20 protein-coding genes are annotated in these 19,957 nt (G+C 61.9%); 8 read left to right on the forward strand and 12 right to left on the reverse strand.

The window, feature by feature from the left end:
• The first annotated feature begins 53 nt into the window (after positions 1-53).
• Positions 54-1,268: an MFS transporter gene (locus FQ192_RS23620; protein ID WP_149660712.1), complete on the forward strand. Its 1,215-nt coding sequence runs from the start codon at positions 54-56 to the stop codon at positions 1,266-1,268.
• On the opposite strand, the gene cueR is transcribed toward FQ192_RS23620, so the two are convergent.
• The 3 genes from cueR to FQ192_RS23635 all read right to left on the reverse strand — a co-directional run bounded on the left by cueR (position 1,222) and on the right by FQ192_RS23635 (position 4,632).
• Positions 1,222-1,635: a Cu(I)-responsive transcriptional regulator gene (cueR, locus tag FQ192_RS23625; protein ID WP_054043982.1), complete on the reverse strand. Its 414-nt coding sequence runs from the start codon at positions 1,633-1,635 to the stop codon at positions 1,222-1,224. The genes FQ192_RS23620 and cueR overlap by 47 nt on opposite strands.
• Positions 1,632-4,022, reverse strand: a complete 2,391-nt coding sequence (locus tag FQ192_RS23630) for a heavy metal translocating P-type ATPase (protein WP_149660713.1) — start codon at positions 4,020-4,022, stop codon at positions 1,632-1,634. The genes cueR and FQ192_RS23630 overlap by 4 nt, the downstream gene beginning before the upstream one ends.
• A 226-nt stretch (positions 4,023-4,248) precedes the next feature.
• Positions 4,249-4,632 carry a hypothetical protein gene (locus FQ192_RS23635; RefSeq protein ID WP_149660714.1) on the reverse strand — a complete coding sequence of 128 codons (384 nt, stop codon included), beginning with the start codon at positions 4,630-4,632 and terminating at the stop codon, positions 4,249-4,251.
• Between the two features lie 146 nt (positions 4,633-4,778).
• Here FQ192_RS23635 and FQ192_RS23640 point away from each other — a divergent pair, with 146 nt between their 5' ends.
• The gene (locus tag FQ192_RS23640) at positions 4,779-4,976 is read left to right on the forward strand and encodes a heavy-metal-associated domain-containing protein (RefSeq protein WP_149660715.1); all 198 of its coding nucleotides are present in this window, start codon (positions 4,779-4,781) and stop codon (positions 4,974-4,976) included.
• A 424-nt stretch (positions 4,977-5,400) separates the two neighbouring features.
• Entirely contained in the window at positions 5,401-6,597 is a 1,197-nt protein-coding gene (locus tag FQ192_RS23650; protein WP_149660717.1) for a multidrug effflux MFS transporter, read from the forward strand.
• Positions 6,598-6,605: 8 nt separating this feature from the next.
• Here the strand turns inward: FQ192_RS23650 and FQ192_RS34095 are convergent, their stop codons facing one another.
• The 3 genes from FQ192_RS34095 to FQ192_RS23660 form a co-directional block, all read right to left on the reverse strand.
• On the reverse strand, positions 6,606-6,776 hold the full coding sequence (locus FQ192_RS34095; RefSeq protein ID WP_177332684.1) for a hypothetical protein: 171 nt from the start codon (positions 6,774-6,776) through the stop codon (positions 6,606-6,608).
• 187 nt (positions 6,777-6,963) lie between these two features.
• Positions 6,964-7,977, reverse strand: coding sequence for a zinc-binding alcohol dehydrogenase family protein (locus tag FQ192_RS23655; RefSeq protein ID WP_149660718.1), 1,014 nt, complete (start codon positions 7,975-7,977; stop codon positions 6,964-6,966).
• 33 nt (positions 7,978-8,010) lie between these two features.
• Positions 8,011-8,304 carry a putative quinol monooxygenase gene (locus FQ192_RS23660; RefSeq protein ID WP_149660719.1) on the reverse strand — a complete coding sequence of 98 codons (294 nt, stop codon included), beginning with the start codon at positions 8,302-8,304 and terminating at the stop codon, positions 8,011-8,013.
• 119 nt (positions 8,305-8,423) lie between these two features.
• Between FQ192_RS23660 and FQ192_RS23665 the strand changes: the two genes are divergently transcribed.
• From FQ192_RS23665 to FQ192_RS23675, 3 genes are all read left to right on the forward strand, one after another.
• Positions 8,424-9,353: a LysR family transcriptional regulator gene (locus FQ192_RS23665; RefSeq protein WP_149660720.1), complete on the forward strand. Its 930-nt coding sequence runs from the start codon at positions 8,424-8,426 to the stop codon at positions 9,351-9,353.
• A gap of 303 nt (positions 9,354-9,656) precedes the next feature.
• Positions 9,657-10,391: a helix-turn-helix transcriptional regulator gene (locus tag FQ192_RS23670; protein ID WP_149660721.1), complete on the forward strand. Its 735-nt coding sequence runs from the start codon at positions 9,657-9,659 to the stop codon at positions 10,389-10,391.
• Between the two features lie 127 nt (positions 10,392-10,518).
• Positions 10,519-11,895 carry an MFS transporter gene (locus tag FQ192_RS23675; RefSeq protein WP_149660722.1) on the forward strand — a complete coding sequence of 459 codons (1,377 nt, stop codon included), beginning with the start codon at positions 10,519-10,521 and terminating at the stop codon, positions 11,893-11,895.
• A gap of 120 nt (positions 11,896-12,015) precedes the next feature.
• On the opposite strand, the gene FQ192_RS23680 is transcribed toward FQ192_RS23675, so the two are convergent.
• The 3 genes from FQ192_RS23680 to FQ192_RS23690 all read right to left on the reverse strand — a co-directional run bounded on the left by FQ192_RS23680 (position 12,016) and on the right by FQ192_RS23690 (position 15,233).
• Positions 12,016-12,969: an adenosine deaminase gene (locus FQ192_RS23680; RefSeq protein ID WP_054043972.1), complete on the reverse strand. Its 954-nt coding sequence runs from the start codon at positions 12,967-12,969 to the stop codon at positions 12,016-12,018.
• A gap of 81 nt (positions 12,970-13,050) precedes the next feature.
• On the reverse strand, positions 13,051-14,016 hold the full coding sequence (locus FQ192_RS23685; RefSeq protein ID WP_149660723.1) for a 2-oxoglutarate and iron-dependent oxygenase domain-containing protein: 966 nt from the start codon (positions 14,014-14,016) through the stop codon (positions 13,051-13,053).
• 134 nt (positions 14,017-14,150) lie between these two features.
• Positions 14,151-15,233 carry a BMP family ABC transporter substrate-binding protein gene (locus FQ192_RS23690; protein WP_149660724.1) on the reverse strand — a complete coding sequence of 361 codons (1,083 nt, stop codon included), beginning with the start codon at positions 15,231-15,233 and terminating at the stop codon, positions 14,151-14,153.
• 316 nt (positions 15,234-15,549) lie between these two features.
• Between FQ192_RS23690 and FQ192_RS23695 the strand changes: the two genes are divergently transcribed.
• Positions 15,550-16,638, forward strand: a complete 1,089-nt coding sequence (locus FQ192_RS23695) for a calcium:proton antiporter (protein WP_149660725.1) — start codon at positions 15,550-15,552, stop codon at positions 16,636-16,638.
• Positions 16,639-16,735: 97 nt separating this feature from the next.
• Here the strand turns inward: FQ192_RS23695 and FQ192_RS23700 are convergent, their stop codons facing one another.
• The 3 genes from FQ192_RS23700 to FQ192_RS23710 form a co-directional block, all read right to left on the reverse strand.
• Positions 16,736-18,094, reverse strand: a complete 1,359-nt coding sequence (locus FQ192_RS23700; protein ID WP_149660726.1) for an 8-oxoguanine deaminase — start codon at positions 18,092-18,094, stop codon at positions 16,736-16,738.
• A 271-nt stretch (positions 18,095-18,365) separates the two neighbouring features.
• Positions 18,366-19,052 carry an SDR family oxidoreductase gene (locus FQ192_RS23705; RefSeq protein ID WP_149660727.1) on the reverse strand — a complete coding sequence of 229 codons (687 nt, stop codon included), beginning with the start codon at positions 19,050-19,052 and terminating at the stop codon, positions 18,366-18,368.
• A 25-nt stretch (positions 19,053-19,077) separates the two neighbouring features.
• Positions 19,078-19,428 (reverse strand): MerR family transcriptional regulator, encoded by a 351-nt coding sequence (locus FQ192_RS23710; RefSeq protein ID WP_123402752.1) that lies wholly within the window; start codon positions 19,426-19,428, stop codon positions 19,078-19,080.
• Between the two features lie 82 nt (positions 19,429-19,510).
• On the opposite strand from FQ192_RS23710, the gene FQ192_RS23715 reads away from it, so the two are divergent.
• On the forward strand, positions 19,511-19,951 hold the full coding sequence (locus tag FQ192_RS23715) for a hypothetical protein (protein ID WP_149660728.1): 441 nt from the start codon (positions 19,511-19,513) through the stop codon (positions 19,949-19,951).
• The last annotated feature ends 6 nt before the right edge of the window (positions 19,952-19,957 follow it).

Genomic DNA, 19,957 nt, shown 5'->3' on the forward strand with positions numbered 1-19,957 from the left:
AACCAGACAAACACATATCGTGTCGTCGACGCCAACACACTCAAGGATTGAATGTGAACTCCACCCGCAACGCCCACCTGATCATCACCGCCCGCCTGATCTCTGATTTCGGCGCGTTCCTCAACATGGTCGCCCTGGCCACTTACGTCTATGTCCTGAGCAACAGCGCCATGAGCGTGGCGATTTTCCTCGCCAGCCGCGTGGCCGGAGGGATTTTTGCCAGTTTGATTGGCACTCCGTTCTACCGTCGCGTGGCCGGGCGCCTGCCGCTGATTGCCTTCGATTTGTTGCGCGCCGGGGTGCTCGGTTTGCTGCTGATTCTGCCGGTGACCCAGCAAGCGTTGCTGCTGCCGGTGATCGCCTTCGGCCTGGGCTTTGGCAATTCGATGTTCGCCATCGGCCTCAACAGCCAGTTGCCGAACCTGATCGATCGTGAACACTTGCTCAAGACCAACGCCTGGATCACCTCGGCGGCGTCGATTGCCATGGTCGGTGGCAGTCTGGTGGCGGGGCTGGTCGTTGCGGCGTTTGGCTTTGAAGCGGTGTTTGCGCTGAACGTGGTCACGTATCTGCTGGCGGCGTTGTTGATTGTGCCGTTGCGGTTTCGCGCGGCAGCGACGAGCGCTGAATCCAAAAGCGAGCGCGGGGAATGGTCGGCGTTGCTGCAAGGCCTGCGCAGCGCTCCGGTATTGGCGGCGATGCTCGCGGTGGCCATGGCGGATACCTTGGGCAGTGCGGCGCATAACGTCGGTTTACCGATCATCTCGCGGCTGCTGACGCCGGAATCGGCCAGCACCACGCTGGGCCTGATGCTGGCGGTGTGGGCCAGCGGCAAACTGATCGGTGCGCGGATCGCCAGTCGCCTCAAAAGCTCGGACAACATCAACCTGGAGCGGCGCTTTTTCTACGGCGTGCTGCTGATGTCCTGCGGCTTCATCCTGATGTTCCAGCAGCAGACGCTCGTCGGTTTGCTGCTGTTCTCATTGCCGGCCGGACTGGGTGACGGGTTTTCCGAAGTCGGTTTGATGTCGCGCCTGCAACGGGAGCCGGAGCACCTGCGCCTGCCGATCTTCAGCTTCCTGACCTTGCTGCAAATGACCGGGTTCGGCATCGGCATGCTGATCGCCGCGCCGTTCTATGCCTGGTGGACGCCGGGTGCGGTGGTGGCATTGTTCCACGGCATTCCCCTCACCACGTTGCTGGTGGTGAAGGGGGTGTCCGTCAGGCGCGGGCAGGTTCGGCGCAGCAACCCGACGCCAGCTCCTTGAGGATCGGGCAATCGGGGCGGTGGTCGCCGTGGCAGTGCTCGACCAGGTCCTGCAAGGTGTCGCGCAACTGGCCGAGTTCGCGGATCTTCTGGTTCAGCTCGTCGATGTGCTGACGGGCCAGGGCCTTCACGTCGGCGCTGGCGCGCTGGCGGTCCTGCCACAGGGTCAGCAACTTGCCGACCTCTTCCAGGGAAAAGCCCAGATCCCGGGAGCGCTTGATAAATGCCAGCGTATGGAGGTCGTCATCGCCGTACACCCGGTAGCCGCTGTCGGTGCGATGGGCCGCCTTGAGCAGGCCGATGGACTCGTAATAACGAATCATCTTCGCGCTCAGGCCGCTGTGGCGGGCCGCTTGGCCGATGTTCATCGGTTGTCCTCCAGATCCTTGGGTTTCCAGGTTTTCAACAGTAGCGCATTGCTCACCACGCTGACGCTCGACAACGCCATGGCCGCGCCGGCCAGTACCGGGTTGAGGAAGCCGAACGCCGCCAGCGGAATGCCGATCAGGTTATAGACGAAGGCCCAGAACAGGTTCTGGCGGATCTTCGCGTAGGTCTTGCGGCTGATCTCCAGCGCCGCCGGCACCAGCCGTGGATCGCCGCGCATCAGGGTGATCCCGGCGGCGTGCATCGCCACGTCGGTGCCGCCGCCCATGGCGATGCCGATGTCCGCCGCCGCCAGGGCCGGGGCGTCGTTGATGCCGTCGCCGACCATCGCCACCACGCCGGTTTTCTTCAGCTCGGCAACGGTGGCGGCTTTGTCCGCCGGCAGGACTTCGGCGTGAACATCGGTGATGCCCAGTGCCTCGGCGACGACTTTGGCGCTGCCCCGGTTGTCGCCGGTCAGCAGGTGGCTGCTGATGTTGCGCGCGTTGAGTTGCTGCACCGCTTGCAGGGCGCCAGGTTTGAGGGTGTCGCCGAAGGCGAACAGGCCGAGGACCCGGGGGGCGGGGCTTTGTTCGATCAGCCAGGACAGGGTCCGGCCTTCGGTTTCCCAGGCTTTTGCGGAGTCGGCGAGTACCCCGGCGCTCAACGCGCTTTCTTCCAACAGACGTCGATTGCCCAGCGCCAGCCGACGACCGTCGAGCGTTCCGGCAATGCCGCGTCCGGTCAGGGACTGGCTGTCGCTGACATCCGCCACGTCCAATCCGCGCTCAGCACAGGCATCCAGCACCGCCTTGGCCAACGGATGTTCGCTGCCCCGTTGCAGCGCGCCAGCCCTTTGCAGCAGGGCGGCTTCGTCACCGTCGAGCGCACTCAAATGCGCGATACGCGGAGCGCCAGAGGTCAGGGTGCCAGTCTTGTCGAACACCACGGCGCTGACTTCATGGGCGCGTTCCAGCGCTTCGGCGTCCTTGATCAAAATTCCGTAGCGCGCCGCCACGCCAGTGCCGGCCATGATCGCGGTCGGCGTGGCCAGGCCCAGGGCGCAAGGGCAGGCGATCACCAGCACCGCGACGGCATTGATCAGCGCGGTTTCAATCGGTGCGCCGTATAGCCACCAACCGATCAACGTCGCCAGGGCCAGCACCAAAACGGTCGGCACGAACACCTGGCTGACTTTATCCACCAGTTTCTGGATCGGCGCTTTCGCGGCCTGGGCGTCTTCCACCAGACGAATGATGCGGGCGAGCACGGTTTCTGCGCCGAGCGCCAGGGTGCGCACCAGCAAGCGGCCTTCGCCGTTGATTGCGCCGCCGGTGACTTTGTCGCCGGGTTGTTTCGGCACCGGCAGGCTTTCGCCGCTGATCAGCGCTTCGTCGGCGTGGCTTTGGCCTTCGACCACTTCGCCGTCCACCGGGAAACGCTCGCCGGGTTTGACCATCACCAGATCGTTCAAGCGCAGGGCGCTGATGGCGACGTCTTGTTCGCGCCCATCGATCACCTGAATCGCCCGTTCCGGACGCAAGGCTTCGAGGGCGCGGATGGCGCTGGCAGTCTGGCGCTTGGCGCGGCTTTCCAGGTATTTGCCCAGCAGCACCAGCGCAATCACCACTGCCGACGCTTCGAAATACAGATGCGGCATGCGCCCGGCGGCAGTCGCCCATTCATAAAGACTCAAGCCATAACCGGCGCTGGTGCCCAGCGCGACAAGCAAATCCATATTGCCAGCCCCGGCGCGTACGGCTTTCCAGGCTGCAACGTAAAAACGTGCGCCGAAGATGAACTGCACCGGCGTGGCCAACGCAAATTGCGCCCAGGCCGGGAGCATCCAGTGCACGCCGAAGGGTTGCAGCAGCATCGGCAACACCAGCGGCAAGGCGAGGGCGATGGCCGCAAGCAGGATCCAGCGCTCGCGTTTCAGGCGGATGTGTTGATTGTCGGTGGGGTGTTCGATTTCAAAGACGCTGGCGTTGTAGCCAGCCTTGGTCACGGCGGCGATCAGGGTTTGTGGATCGATCTGGCCGAGCAATTCGAGGTGGGCACGTTCATTGGCCAGGTTGACGCTGGCGCTTTTCACCCCCGGCACTTTGGTCAGGGCGCGTTCGACCCGACCGACGCAGGAGGCGCAAGTCATGCCGTCGATGCTCAATTCCAGACTGTGCTGTGGCACGCTGTAACCGGCTTGCTGCACCGCGTCCATCAACGCCGGCAAGCTGTCGCTGGGGGCCTGGACACGTGCCTGCTCGGTGGCGAGGTTGACGCTGACGGCGCTGGCGCCGATGACTTTGCTCAAGGCACGCTCGACACGCCCGGCGCAACTGGCGCAGGTCATGCCGGCAATCGGCAGATTGAAAGTGGTGGATTCGGACATCGGTCACGCTCCCTGTAGAAAGTGCCTACAGGATCAACCTTGCCATGCGGGCAAGGTCAAGCGCCATGTCGCAGATCAATGGATCGCCGCATGACCGCCGGATCGTTCCCACGCTGTGCGTGGGAATGCCTCAACGGACGCTCCGCGTTCGGCCTTTTGGGACGCGGAGCGTCCCGGGCTGCCTTCCCACGCCGGAGCGTGGGAACGATCAACGATCAGGTGGGGATCAGTATTCGAGGGCGGCGGGTTTCAGGTACATCCCTTCCTGCGTCATCGCAATCCGGAACTTCAACACGTCCCCGGCCTTGAGCGTGATGTTTTGCGAGCCCGGCGCCAGCACCCCTGCGTTGCAGCCCGGCGCCTGGCCCGGCAGCAGTTTCAGGCGCAGGGACACATTGCCCGGCGGCAGGTTGAATGAGGTGCTTTGTTCCTGAAACAGCCGCGCCGACAGTTGGTCCTGGATGTACACGCCGATCTCGCAATTGGTCGCGACTTCCAGGCGCTCGCGGGAAATGATCAGTACGCCGTAATCCTCGCCGGCGGCATTGGCCGAGGGCAGGGCGGCGAAAAGGCTGAGGAAGCCAAACAGGCTGAGAGCTGACCAGCGCATGGCTGAATCTCCTGAGGTCGGGTCATTGATGACGCAGCTTGGCCGAGCGCGACGCCGAATGCCAGCCCGGCAGTTTGTTTCAGAACTTGACCTTGCCATGGTGGCAAGCTCAAGACTGCCCGCAACCTCACTAAAGGAGTTACACCATGCAAGTATTCAACGTTCAAGGCATGTCCTGCGGTCACTGCGTCAAGGCCATCACCCAAGCCCTGCTAGCCAAGGACCCGGCGGCCAGTGTGCGGGTGGATCTGGCGGCGAAGGAAGTTGGCGTCGAAAGCGCATTGACGGCCGAGCAAGTCATCGCCGCCATCACCGAAGAAGGCTACGACGCCAAAGTCGCCTGACACATCGCGCCTCTGCTTTTGTAGGAGCAAAGCTTGCTCGCGAAGAGGCCGGCACATCCAACGTTGATATCGCCTGACGCGCCGCGCCTCTGCTCCTGCTCCTGCTTCTGCTTCTGCTTCTGTAGGAGCAAAGCTTGCTTGCGAAGAGGCCGGCACATCCAACGTTGATATTGCCTGACGTGCCGCGCCTCTGCTCCTGCTCCTGCTTCTGCTTCTGTAGGAGCAAAGCTTGCTCGCGAAGAGGCCGGTACATCCAACATCAATGTCGGCTGACACTCCGCTTTCGCGAGCAAGCCTTGCTCCTACGGAAGCGAATGCGTGTTTATCCGTCGGTTTTTAATAGTTAGCGACCTATCGGATTGTCCAAGGCGTCCCCACGCGGCTAGACTGTCGAGCCTGCCGACCCACGCCCAATGGATGCCTGATGAACTTCCGTACCATTCTGATTCTTGGCGCCCTGACCGCTTTCGGTCCGCTGGCGATCGATTTCTACTTGCCGGCGTTCCCGGCGATCGCACAGTCATTCGGCACCGACGAAAAACACGTGCAAATGACCCTCGCCGCGTATTTCCTCGGCTTGTCCATTGGTCAACTGCTCTACGGCCCGGTGGCGGATCGGTTCGGGCGGCGCATTCCGTTGCTCACTGGCGTTGGCTTGTTCACCGCAGCCTCTCTTGCCTGTGCCTTCGCGCCGAACCTGGAATGGCTGATGGGCGCACGCTTCATCCAGGCGCTGGGCGGTTGCGCGGGGATGGTGATTTCCCGAGCAGTGGTCAGTGATAAATGCGATGCGGTGGGTTCGGCAAAAGTCTTTTCGCAACTGATGCTGGTGATGGGCCTGGCGCCGATCCTGGCTCCGATGCTGGGTGGGCTGCTGGTCAACACCACCGGTTGGCAGTCGATCTTCCTCGTGCTGACCGGGTTCAGCGCCCTGGCCGCACTGGCCGTGGCCCTCGGTTTGCCGGAAAGCCTGCCTGACTACGTGCCGCGCCAACCATTGAAAGGCGCATTGCGTCAGTACGGCCGGTTGCTGGCCGATCCGGTCTACCTCGGCCACGCCCTGACCGGCGGTCTGGCCGTCGCCGGGATGTTTGCCTACATCGCCGGTTCGCCGTTTGTCTTCATCAAGCTGTATGGTGTGCCGGCCGAACATTTCGGCTGGCTGTTCGGCACCAACGCGGCGGGCTTCATCCTGGTGGCGCAGGTCAACGCGCGACTGCTGGCCAAGCGTGGGCCGGCGTTCCTGTTGGCACGCACCGTGTGGATTTACCTGGGCGCGGGCCTGACATTGCTGGCGGTCAGCTCGATGCACACCGAACAGCTGTGGCCACTGCTGATTCCATTGTTTGTCTGCATCGCCAGCCTCGGTTGCATCCTGCCCAACGCCTCGGCCTGCGCCATGAACGGGCAGGGCGCCCGCGCCGGCAGTGCGTCGGCACTGCTCGGGTGCCTGCAATTCAGCATCGCCGCCGGGGCGGCATCACTGGTGGGTTTCTTGCACGATGGCAGCGCCATGCCGATGGCCATGGTCATCAGCCTGTGCGGAGTTCTGGTGGTGAGCGTGGCGATGCTCACCCGGCGTTTGCAAAATGCCCGGGCACTGGCCCAAGCCGAAGTGTGAGTGCGGACTCAGCCAGCGGCACGCTGCTGGCGGTCGGGGATTTGATGAGGGGCTAGCAGTCGCGCTTCCAGGGTTCGGGTGAAGGCGCGCGCTTCGGCTTCGCTGCGGAAGGTGACGGCGTGTTGGTCCAGACGGACTTGCCACTGGGATGTTGCCACTTCTTTTATCAGGATCTTCATTGCTGACCTCCTTAAGTAAAAGACTGTGTCGCAGAGGTTTCGATTGTAGACCCGAATACGATCGCAATTATGACAACGGTCAACTCTCTGACTGACGGTGCAAGACCGCTTTTGTAGGAGCAAGGCTTGCCCGCGATGGCGATTCAGAGGGCGCCATCGCGGGCAAGCCATGCTCCTGCGCAAATGTTTAGAAACCTTCTAATACAATTTTGCCCTTGGACTTGCCGCTCTCCAGCAGTTCATGGGCGCGACGCAGGTTCTGCGCATTGATGGTGCCGAAGTGCTCGCCCACCGTGGTCTTCAGGGTGCCGGCGTCGATCAGCTCCGAGACGCGGTTGAGCAGTTTGTGTTGCTCGATCATGTCCGTGGTCTCGAACAGCGAGCGGGTGTACATGAACTCCCAGTGCAACGAAAGGCTCTTGCGCTTGAGCTTGGTCACGTCCAGTGCCTTCGGATCATCGATCAGCGCCAATTTGCCTTGAGGCGCCAGGGCCTCGACCAGTTGATCCAGATGCGCATCGGTCTGGGTCAGACTGGCAACGTGGGTCACCTGAGCAACGCCCGCACGCTTGAGTTCTTCGCTCAAAGGCTGGCTGTGATCAATCACCAGGTCAGCGCCCAACTCACGCACCCAGCTCTGGGTTTGCGGACGGGAAGCGGTGCCGATGACTTTCAGCCCGGTGAGCTGATGGGCCAGTTGAGTCAGGATCGAACCCACACCGCCGGCAGCCCCCACGATCAGCAAACTCTGACCTTCATCGGTGTTGCCTTCGCGCACTTGCAGGCGTTCAAAGAGCAATTCCCACGCGGTGATCGCGGTCAGGGGCAGTGCCGCCGCTTCGGCAAAGCCGAGGGTTTTCGGCATGTGCCCGACGATCCGCTCGTCCACCACATGCAACTCGCTGTTGCCACCGGCACGGGCGATGGAGCCGGCGTAAAACACTTTGTCGCCGGCCTTGAACAGCGTCACGTCGCTGCCCACTGCCTTGACCACTCCGGCCACGTCCCAGCCCAGCACTTTGGCCGCGCCTTCTTCAGGCTGGACGTTCTGCCGGACCTTGGCGTCCACCGGGTTGACGGAGATGGCTTTGACTTCCACCAGCAGGTCGCGCGGGCCGGCGACCGGTTCGGGCAGTTCGATGTCTTGCAGGGAGTTGGCGTCGCTGATCGGCAGGGAGGCGTAGTAGGCAATGGCTTTCATCAAGAAGGGCTCCAGAGGTAATAAAGGAAGGAATCAGGCGAGGGGGCGCAGGCGCTTGAGCTCGAAGTGTTCGAGAAAGTCCCCGGCCCTGGCACGGAAGTTCTGGACGTGGGCGCTGGCGTCGTGGGCTTGCAGGGCCTCGTCGCTACTCCATTGTTCGATCATGTAGAAGCCCAGCGGGTTGGCCAAGTCCTGGTGCAAATCGTATTGACCGCAACCGGCCTCGGCGCGGGTCGGCTCGATGAGTGCCCGCAGGTGCTGTTCGAGAGCGTCTTGCTGGCCGGGTTTGGCGATGAGGGTGGCGATGGCGGTAAAAGGCTGGGACATGTTCGACTCCTGACGCTGAGTGATTTTCGATGGGGCAGATGATTGGCTATTTCCCGGCAAGATAAAACCCGCTAAAAGAGCAGTCTCTTTCAATATTATTTTGATAATCGGGGCTGAAGATGCTGCGTTTCGACGACTTGCAGTTGTTTGTCCGGGCGGCGGACCTGGGTAGCCTGTCGGCGGCGGCACGGGTGATGGACATGTCGGCGGCGGTGGCCAGTGCGGCGCTCAAGCGCATCGAACAGCAACTCGGCGCCCGATTGCTGGCCCGTTCCACTCGCAGCTTGCGCCTGACTGCCGAAGGCGAAGGCTTTCTGGAATACGCCCGGGCGGCCCTGAGCAATCTGGACGAGGGCCGACGGTTGTTGGCCAGCGGTCAGGATCAGGTCAGCGGTGTGTTGCAACTGTCGGCGCCTTCGGATTTCGGGCGCAACCTGCTGCTGCCGTGGCTGGATGAGTTCCAGCGCGAGCACCCGAAGCTGACCGTGCGTTTGTTGCTGGGCGATCGCATCGCCGACCTGTTTCGCCAACCGGTGGACATCGCCCTGCGCTACGGCGAACCGGAAGACTCGAGCCTGGTGGCGCTGCCCATCGCCCCGCAGAACCGTCGCGTGCTCTGTGCGTCGCCCGCTTACCTGGCCCGGCACGGCGAGCCCCGCCAGCTGGAGCAACTGGCGCAGCACAATTGCTTGCTGTTCATGCTCGGCAGCCGGGTGCACGACCGCTGGAGTTTCCATGATGGCAAGCGCGAAGTCGGGCTGACGGTCAGTGGCGACCGCTTCAGCGATGACGCCGACGTGGTGCGCCTGTGGGCGGTGGCGGGGGCCGGGATCGCCTACAAGTCCTGGCTCGATGTGGGGGCCGATGTGTTGGCCGGTCGCTTGAAAGTGCTGTTGCCGGAGTTGCTGTGTGAGCGCGCACCGCTGAATTTGCTGTGCGCCCATCGCGCGCAATTGAGTAAGCCGGTGAACCTTTTGCGGGAAATGCTTGCCAGCCGATGCGCACAGTTGAGTAGTCAATTTCCAGTGTTACCGGGGGCTGATCATTAGTCGCAGGTAAATAGCGAAATTTCTGTCAGGAACTATCACCACCCACGAACTCCCAAGGGCAGGATCCGGCGGTCAACCCGCTTATACTAGCGCCGCCTCATACCTGCACCGTCGAACCGGCCCGGACGCGTTCACCTTGCAGTCGTCCTTGCCCGGGAGTCGGCCCGGGTGGTTCGACAGAACGCGTTGTGTGGGTGGCGTGCCTGACTCGGTCCAAGACAGTTTTGCGTCTTGGCCGACGACACATTACTGGTCAAGATGTCTCTGAGCAGTAGACGAAACGATTCAACAGGGAGTGAATACATGGAACATGCACCTTGCATCAGCCAGATCGCCACGTTGCTGGCTGACCCCAAGCGCAGCGCAATGATGTGGGCCTTGATGGATGGCTCGGCGCGGCATACCGAAGAGCTGGCCCTGGCAGCCGGGCTGTCGCCGTCTTCGGCCAGTGCACACCTGGGGCGTTTGTCCGCCGGAGGTCTGTTGAAAGTCGAAGAGCGCGGGCGAAAAAGGTTCTTCCGCCTGGCCGCGCCCGAAATCGGCGCCGCGGTAGAGGCCCTGGCCAGTGCGACCCTGGCCAGCAAGCCGCGGGATATTCCGGAGACGATCAAACGCGGCAACCCTCTGGGCAAGCGCCAGCCTGCACCGTCGTCGCTGTTGCAGGCGCGGCTGTGCGATGACCATCTGGGTGGCACGCTGGCGGCGGACCTGTATCAGCGTTTGCTGGATGCCGGCTGGATCGAGCAGTTCGATCAGCGCGTCGTCGTCACCTATAAAGGCTCTACACAACTGGCCAACCGAGGGGTGTTCATCCAGGCCCTGGCCCACCGCAACGGGCAAGTCGCCTGTGCCTGCCCTGACTGGAGTGAACGCCGTCCGCACCTGGGCGGCTCACTGGGCGCGGCGTTGTTGCAGTTGTTCATGCAGTCCGGCTGGCTGACGCTGCCCAATGATTCGCGGGCCTTGCAGATCACTGCGGCCGGGCAGCGTGAAGTTCACCGTTTCGCCAAGGAGTCCGAGCTGGAAATGGCGTTGTAGACGCCTCGGGACCGACGTCTGAGGTGTCGGGCGTCGTTCAGGGTTGCGGGCAGGTCGCATCCAGCAATAACCCCCAGCCGCTATCGCGCACACTCGATCCGGGGACTTTCGGATGGGGGGACGTGGCATGGAAATACCAGGATTCAGCGCGGCAGAACGCTTGGAACGGCTGCCCATCAGCGGCTATCACCGCATTATTTTCATCATTATTGCCTTGGCGTTTTTCTTCGACTCCATGGACCTGGCGATGATGACGTTCCTGCTCGGCTCGATCAAAACCGAGTTCGGCCTGAGCAGCGCCCAGGCCGGGTTGCTGGCCAGTTCGAGCTTCTTTGGCATGGTGCTGGGGGCATCGCTGTCCGGCATGCTGGCCGACCGTTTCGGGCGCAAACCGGTGTTCCAGTGGAGCATCGTGTTGTGGGGCCTCGCCAGTTACCTGTGCTCCACCGCGCAGACGGTGGAAACCCTGACGCTGTTCCGCATCCTCCTGGGGATCGGCATGGGCATGGAGTTTCCCATCGCTCAGTCGATGCTCTCGGAGCTGATTCCGGCCAAGGGCCGTGGGCGCTATATCGCGTTGATGGACGGATTCTGGCCGCTGGGTTTCGTCGCCGCCGGGGTGCTGTCGTATTTCCTGTTGCCGGTGATTGGCTGGCGCGACATCTTCCTGGTGTTTGCGGTGCCGGCGGTGTTTGTCCTGGCGATTCGTTTCTTCATTCCCGAGTCACCGCGCTGGCTCGAACAGGCCGGCAAGCATGCGGCGGCGGACAAGGTCTTGCTGGGTATCGAAGATCGGGTCCGCAGGTCCTTGGGACGTTCTGATCTTCCCTCGCCGATCCGCTTGCCCCGAGTGGCAAGCACGCCGGGGACTTTCTTTTCCGCGTTGCAGCAGATCTGGTCGCCGCTGTACCGCCAGCGCACGATGATGATCTGGAGCGTCTGGTTCTTCGCTTTGCTCGGCTTCTACGGCTTGACCTCGTGGCTTAGCGCCTTGTTGCAACAGTCGGGTTTTGCCGTGACCCAGTCGGTGTATTACACGGTGCTGATTTCCCTCGGCGGGATTCCCGGTTTCCTCATGGCCGCCTGGCTGGTGGAACGCTGGGGACGTAAACCGGTGTGCATCGTGACGTTGCTGGGCGGTGGGGTGATGGCGTTTCTCTACGGCCAGAGCGCGGTGTTTGGCGGCAACGTCGCCCTGCTGATCACCTCGGGTCTGCTGATGCAATTCTTCCTGTTCGGCATGTGGGCCGTGCTCTACACCTACACCCCGGAGCTGTACCCGACCTCGGCGCGAGCCACGGGCTCGGGGTTTGCTTCGGCGATCGGGCGCGTCGGTTCGTTGCTCGGGCCGTTGGTGACCGGGCTGGTGTTCCCGATTACCGGGCAGGGCGGAGTGTTCGCCTTGGGGGCGATGTGCTTTGCGATTGCGGCGGCGGTGGTGTGGATGTTCGGGATGGAGACGCGGGGCAAGACGTTGGAGGAGTTGAGCGAGGCGGTTACTTGAAGATCGTTCCCACGCTCTGCGTGGGAATGCCTCAATGGACGCTCTGCGTCCGCTTTTGGGACGCGGAGCGTCCCGGGCTGCATTCCCACGCGGAGCGTGGGAACGATCATTGCGGCAGGCTTACGGTTTGACCAGTCGAGCATCCAGGCTGTTCTGGGCCAAGCGCTTGGCCTGGTCCTGGGTCATGCCCAGATCGGTGTACAGCGCGTGGAAGTTCTCCGTGACATAACCGCCGAAGTACGCCGGGTCATCGGAGTTCACCGTCACTTTCACCCCGCGTTCAAGCATGTCGAGGATGTTGTGCTGGGACATGTGATCGAACACGCAAAGCTTGGTGTTCGACAACGGGCACACGGTCAGCGGGATCTGCTCGTCGATGATCCGCTGCATCAGGCGCTCGTCTTCGATGGCGCGCACGCCATGGTCGATACGCTGGATTTTCAGCAGGTCGATGGCTTCCCAGATGTACTCCGGCGGGCCTTCTTCACCAGCGTGGGCGACGGTCAGGAAGCCTTCGTGGCGAGCACGATCAAACACGCGCTGAAACTTGCTCGGCGGGTGACCCATCTCCGAACTGTCCAGGCCCACGGCCACAAACGCATCGCGGAACGGCAGCGCCTGGTCGAGGGTTTTCTGTGCTTCGTCTTCGCTCAAGTGGCGCAGGAAGCTCAGGATCAAACCGCTGGTGATACCCAGTTGCTGCTCGCCATCTTTCAGCGCAGCCGCGATGCCGTTGAGCACCACTTCGAACGGCACACCACGGTCGGTATGGGTCTGCGGGTCGAAGAACGGTTCGGTGTGAATCACGTTCTGCGCCTTGCAACGCAACAGGTAGGCCCAGGTCAGGTCGTAGAAATCCTGGGAGGTGCGCAGCACATCGGCACCCTTGTAGTACAGGTCGAGAAACTCCTGCAGGTTGTTGAAGGCGTAGGCCTTGCGCAGTGTTTCGACGTCGTCCCAAGGCAGGGCGATCTTGTTGCGTTCGGCCAGGGCGAACAGCAGCTCAGGCTCCAGCGAGCCTTCCAGGTGCAAGTGCAGTTCTGCCTTGGGCAGGGCATTCAGCCAGTCGTACATGTTCGAATTCTCATCAGGTGCAATGACGGCATTCTACAGATGCTCGCTGCAACAATTGGTAAAACCTGACCAGACGGTTGATCAAACCGCTTCCTGTTCCCGGCGATAGGCGTAGGTATCGGCGAAGCGTGACAGCAGGAATTCAGCGCAGGTGGTGGCCGGATATTTCGCCGGATGCGATTCATCCTGGCAACCGGGCAGGCATTCGATGGGTGTGTCGGGATGCGGTTCGGCGAAGAACGGCATGGAGTAGCGGTCCACACCCAGCGGACTGATCACCCGGTGCGGTGTCGACAGGTAACGATCGTTGCTCCAGCGCGCCATCATGTCGCCGAGGTTTACCACGAACGTGCCTTCGATCGGCGGCGCGTCTATCCATTGACCTTTGACGTTGCGCACTTGCAGGCCACCGGCGGCGTCCTGGTAGAGCAGGGTGATGCAGCCGTAATCGGTGTGGGCGCCGGCGCCTTGTTGCTCGTCGGAACTGGCGGTGTGGCGCGGCGGGTAGTGAATCATTCGCAGCACGCTGACCGGCTCGTTAAAGCGTGTGTCGAAGAAGTCCCGTTCAATGCCGAGCGCCATCGTCATGGCGCGCAACAGGGTTTGGGCGAGGGCCTGCATGTCGAGGTAGTGCTGCTCCATCAGCGCTGGCCAACCGTGCATCGAGGGATGGCGATTGGGGCCGCGCAGCGGTTTTTCTGCCAGCACTTGCGGGTGATCGGCGGGCAGGTGCAGGCCCATGTCGAAGGTTTCTTTCAGGTCGCTGGGTTTGCTTGGGTCCAGTTGCTCGGTGGCGATGGCGCCGTAGCCGCGATGGTGTCGGGTCTGGGTGATGTCGATCTTGAGTTTTTCGGCGGCAGGCAGGGCGAAGAAACGTTGGGCGTGGTCGAGCACGGCGTCGATGCGGGCGGCGCTGATCGGATGACCCTTGATGTAGAAGAAGCCCCAATTGCGGCAGGCGTGGTCGATTTGGGTGGCGACGGATTGCCAGGCATCCTGGTCGTCGGTGTAGAGCGGGGCGATGTCGATGATCGGGAGCTGATTCATGCTGAATTCTCGCTAATGATCGTTCCCACGCTCCGCGTGGGAATGCCTCATGGGACGCTCCGCGTTCCAAGGGGACGCGGAGCGTCCCGGGCTGCATTCCCACGCGGAGCGTGGGAACGATCTGCAGAAGGGAATTACTTCGGAATGTCGGCCTTCATGCCTTCAACGTAATAATTCATCGACGCCAATTCCGCATTGCTCGCCGTTGCCCCCGCCGGGATTTTCTCGACACCGGCCTGATCCTTGATCGGCCCGGTAAACGGATGCAGCGCACCGCTCTTGATGTCGGCAATGATCTGCTCGGCCTCGGCTTTCACCGGCGCCGGCACCAGGTCGCTGATCGGCAGTTCAACCGTGCCTTCCTTCAAACCACCCCAGTAATCCTGGGATTTCCAGGTGTGGTCGAGCACGCTCTGGGTCGCTTGAATGTAGTGCGGGCCCCAGTCGTTGACGATGGAGGTCAGCACCGCTTTCGGCCCGAAGTGCGCCATGTCCGAAGCGTAGCCCACGGCATACACGCCGCGACGTTCGGCGGCCTGGATCGGCGCCGGGCTGTCGGTGTGCTGGAACACCACGTCCACGCCCTGGTCGATCAGCGCGTTGGCGGCATCCGCCTCTTTACCCGGATCGAACCACGAGTTGACCCACACCACCTTGATCTCGGTGCCGGGGTTGTACTTGTTCAGGGCCAGTTGAATGGCGTTGATGTCGCGGATCACTTCCGGGATCGGGAACGAGGCGACGTAACCGATCTTCTTGGTCTTGGTCATCTTCGCCGCGAGGAAACCTCCTACATAGCGTCCCTCATAGGTGCGCGCCAGGTAGGTGCCGAGGTTCTTGTCCTGCTTGTAGCCGGTGGCGTGTTCGAAAGTGACCTTTGGGAATTGCTTGGCGACTTTCAGGGTCGGGTTCATGTAGCCGAAGGAGGTGGTGAAGATCAGGTCGTAGTTGTCCTTGGCCATGTTGCGGATCACCCGCTCGGCGTCGGCGCCTTCGGCGACGTTCTCCACGTAATTGGTGGTGATCTGCGAACCGAACTTCTCCGCCAGCGCCTTGCGTCCCTGTTCATGCTGATACGTCCAGCCGTGGTCACCGATCGGGCCGATATAGACGAAGCCGACTTTCTGCGGGTCGGCGGCACTGGCGCTCAGGCTGGCGCTCAGACCGATGGCCGCCGCGACGGTGCACAGCAACTTCTTCAACGGACGTTTATGCATGAACTCGAACTCCATTTTGTTTTGAGGTTGGCGAGGTCAATGCAAATTGCTGACCAACAGGACAACAAAAAAATCCGAAATCGTGTGGAGGCCTTCGCGGGCAAGCCTCGCTCTTACAAAAACGACGCGAACACCGCCCCTGCAGGAGCGAGGCTTGCCCGCGAAGAGGCCCTGACGGCTGCCGCAGAACTATCCCGGTGCACGCTTGCCCATCCACGCCATCCACTGGTGCGCTAAGGTGTAACGAAACGTTAGCGCCGCCCCGCATTCAGTAGCTCATCACACCGATCCCGCTCCCCTGTGCAAAAGGCTCGCAATGCTCACACACCTCAAGCAAGAAAGTTTCCTGCTGCTGGCCGTCCTCGCCGCCATCATGGCCTACCCGTTGGAGCACTGGATGCTGCACAGCGGCCAGCCCGTCGCACTGGCCGCCGGCCTGGTGCTGATCGCCTTCATCGTCGTGGCCTCCATGCGTGTCGCGCATCACGCCGAACTGCTCGCGGAGAAAGTCGGCGACCCCTACGGCACGATGATCCTGACCCTGGCCGCGGTGCTGGTGGAAGTGGTGATCCTGGCGATCATGATGAGCAACGAAGCCTCGCCGACCCTGGTGCGCGACACGATTTACTCGGCGGTGATGCTCGATATCAACGGCATCCTCGGCCTGGCGGCGTTGATGGGTGGGATCAAGCATGGCGAACAGTCCTACAACGACGATTCGGCGCGCAGCTACAGCGTGATGATCCTCACCGCCATGGGCGTTTCCATGGTGGTGCCGGAGTTCATTCCCGAGGCCAATTGGAAGGTTTATTCGGCGTTCACCATTGGCGCGATGGTCGTGCTCTATACCTTGTTCCTGCGCATGCAGGTCGGGCCGCACAGTTACTTCTTCAGCTACAGCTACCCGGAAAAACGCCGCAAGAAAGACCCCGAAGAGGACACCGAATCGGTCAACGTGCCGCTCAGCATCGCGACCCTGGTGTTTGGCGTGGTGGTGATCGGCGCACTGGCCGAAGTGATGTCCAAGACCCTCGACCTGGGCCTGGAAGGCACCGGCGCGCCGCCCGTCATCACAGCGATCCTGGTGGCAGCGATCTCCGCCGCCCCAGAGATCCTGACCGCGTTGCGCGCAGCCTTGGCTAACCGCATGCAATCGGTGGTCAACATCGCGATGGGGGCTTCGCTGTCGACGGTAATCCTGACCGTGCCGGTGATGGAAGCGATGGCGCTCTACACCGGCCAACCGTTTCAGATGGCGATGACCCCGGTGCAGACGGTGATGATCTTCCTGACGTTGATCGTCAGTGCGATCAACCTCAATGACGGGGAGACCAATGCCATTGAGGGCATGACGCATTTTGTGTTGTTTGCGACGTTTATCATGTTGTCGTTACTCGGCCTTTAAGAGCTTCGCGGGCAAGCCTCGCTCCTACAGGTTTTGCGCCAATCTCATGACTGGCACAAAACCTGTAGGAGCGAGGCTTGCCCGCGAAGGCGTCCGATCAGACGCCGGCGATCAGTTGCCGAGCCGCCTGGCTATGATCCGCAATCAACCCCTTCAGATCCAACCCCTCAACCTGCCCATCAATCACCCGCCACTTGCCGCCGATCATCACCCGATCCGCGCGATCCGCGCCGCACAACAGCAGCGCCGACACCGGATCATGGCTGCCGGAGAAGCGCAGTTCATCGAGCTTGAACAACGCCAGGTCCGCCTGCTTGCCCACCGCCAGCTCGCCGATGTCGCTACGCCCGAGCAAACTCGCCGAGCCCTTGGTCGCCCAGCCCAGGACCAGTTCCGGGGTGATCTTCTCGGCGCCATAGCGCAGGCGCTGGATGTACAGCGCCTGACGGGTTTCGAGCATCATGTTCGACGCATCGTTGGACGCCGAACCGTCCACGCCCAGGCCCAACAACGCACCCGCAGCCGTCAGGTCCAGGGTCGGGCAGATGCCGGAGGCCAGGCGCATGTTCGAGCTCGGGCAATGGCAAATCCCGGTGCCGGCGGCGCCGAGGCGGGCGATTTCGTCGGGGTTGAAATGGATGCCGTGGGCCAGCCAGGTGCGTGGGCCGAGCCAGCCGACGCTGTCCAGGTAATCCACGGTGCGCAGGCCGAAGCGTTGCAGGCAGAAGTCTTCTTCGTCGAGGGTTTCCGCCAGGTGAGTGTGCAGGCGCACGTCGAGTTTGTTCGCCAGTTCGGCGCTGGCGGACATGATTTGCGGGGTTACCGAGAACGGCGAGCACGGCGCCAGGGCGATCTGGATTTGCGCACCGTCGCCACGTTCGTGGTAGGCGGCGATCAGGCGCTGACTGTCGTCGAGGATCACTTCACCTTGCTGCACGGTTTGCTGCGGCGGCAGACCTCCGTCCTTTTCGCCGAGGCTCATGGAACCGCGGGTGAGCATAGCGCGCATGCCCAGTTCACGGACGCTTTCGACCTGTACGTCGATCGCGTTTTCCAGGCCTTCGGGAAACAGGTAATGGTGATCGGCGGCGGTGGTGCAGCCGGACAACAGCAACTCGGCCAACGCGACTTTGCTGGCGAGGGCGAGTTTTTCCGGGGTGAGGCGGGCCCAGACCGGGTACAGGGTTTTCAGCCAGGGGAACAACGGCTGATTGACCACCGGCGCCCAGGCGCGGGTCAGGGTTTGGTAGAAATGGTGATGGGTGTTGATCAGGCCGGGCAGGATCACATGCTCGCGGGCATCGAAGACTTGTCCACAGGGCGCGGACGGTTGCTGGCCAGCGGCGAGCAGTTCAACGATCACACCGTCTTGCACCACCAGACCGCCACGGGCATCGAGGCCATTGGCAGTAAAGATGGCGAGGGGATTTTTTAACCAGGTACGGGTCGCAGGCATGTTGGCCGGCTCCTCTGAAAGTGGGTTCAGGTTAGCCAGCTCAGTGATTACCCTGTCTGCTGATCCAGGGTCGCCGCGGGGGACGAGGTGCGGAGTTTCAAACAAAAGTGCGTTGTGAGCAAGCCCTGCCCGACCAGACGACACGTTCCCCTGTAGGAGCGAGCGGTGCGACGATTCGACTTGCCCGCGAAGGCGGCGTGTCAGTCGACATCATTGTTGGATGACACACCGCCTTCGCGGGCAAGCCTTGCTCCTACAAGGTTTCGGGGGGTTACCAGGGAATGGTTTCACCCTTGTAGTTCACAAAATGATGCCCGCCCTTGCCGGTGTACGCGTTCACCTGATCCACCAAACCACGGGTACTGGTTTCGACGTCAATATCAGCGCCTTCACCGCCCATATCCGTCTTCACCCAACCCGGATGCAGCGACAACACGGTGAGTTTCTGCTCGCCCAGCTGCGTCACAAAGCTATTGGTCATCGAGTTCAACGCTGCCTTGCTCGCCTTGTACAGCGCCAGTTCCGGCGCGTCGGGCATGGTCACGCTACCCAGCACCGAGCTCATGAACGCCAGCACGCCGCTGCCGTCGCGAATCTGCCCGGCGAAGCGCTGGGCCAGGTTGATCGGCGCCACGGCGTTGGTGAAAAACAGTTGCCCGACTTCGGCCAGTGTCGCGCCACCCGGAGTTTGAACATCAGGCCCTTTGACCCCGGCATTCACGAACAGCAAGTCAAACACTTCGCCCTTGAGTTGCTGGTTCAGCGCGATGACCGCTTGCTGATCATCCATGTCGAGTTTTTCAATCCGGACCTTGCCCAGCGCTTGCAGCGCCTCAGCCTTTTGCGGGTTGCGCACGGTGGCGGTGACTTGCCAGCCGTCGGCCAGCAGGGTTTTCACCAGGCCGAGGCCCAGGCCCCGGGAGGCGCCGATGATGAGTGCGGTTTTTGCCGTGGACATGAGTGGCTTCCTTGATAAATGAGAATCACGGATTTAGTGGACAACGTTGACCGAGCCGTTGCTGCAACTCGTTGCGCAGGGCGCCGAGTTCGTCCATTCGGGTTTCGATCAGCTTGAGCTTGTCTTGCAGCAATTGCGTGACGGCACTGTCCGGGTCGGGCGATTGCCACAACGCGGCGACACTGTTGCCGATCTCGCCGAGGGTAAAGCCCAGTCGCTGAGCGGTCTTGATGTACAGCACCAGTTGCACCATATCTGCCGGGTAGTCGCGATAACCGTTGGCGCTGCGTTGCGCCGCGATCAACCCGCGCTGCTCGTAGAAGCGCAACGTGTCGCGGCTGACGGCGCTGGCCTGGGCTAATTCACCGATGCGCATCATGACGTCTCAGAAAGGCTTGACCTTGGAGCATACTCCAGGCTTTAGCCTTGTTGCTCCCTGAATTTATGGAGCAACGCCGATGTGGACTTCAACACAATATCGCCGAGTGGTGCGCGGCAGCGCCTGGTACGACTTGATCGTGACGGCGGCGTTTGTCACACCGTGGAGTTTTGCTTTGCTTCACGGTGCGCTAACGGGGTTGAGTCAGGCGTTGAATCTGCCGGGTAAGCTGCCGGCGTTCGAGCCGATGCACATGTTGATGGCGAATCTGTTGGGGTCGATTGTGTGTGTTTGGGCGGTGTTGCGGATTCGCGATCCGCAGCCGATTTACGGTCGGTATGACGCGGTGGGACGGTTTCTGTTTGCGGCGTGGCAGGCTTATGCCTTGGCCCAGGGGGCCAGTTCGTTATTGGTGATTTTCCTGTTCTTTGAATTGGCGTGGGGCGTGGTTCAGGTGTTGCCGGTGCGGACGCCTTCGCGGGCAAGCCTTGCTCCCGCGGGGGCTGCGTCGCTCTTGTAGGAGCGA

It is taken from the genome of Pseudomonas sp. ANT_J12, from assembly GCF_008370045.1.
In the GTDB taxonomy this organism is placed as follows: Bacteria; Pseudomonadota; Gammaproteobacteria; order Pseudomonadales; family Pseudomonadaceae; genus Aquipseudomonas.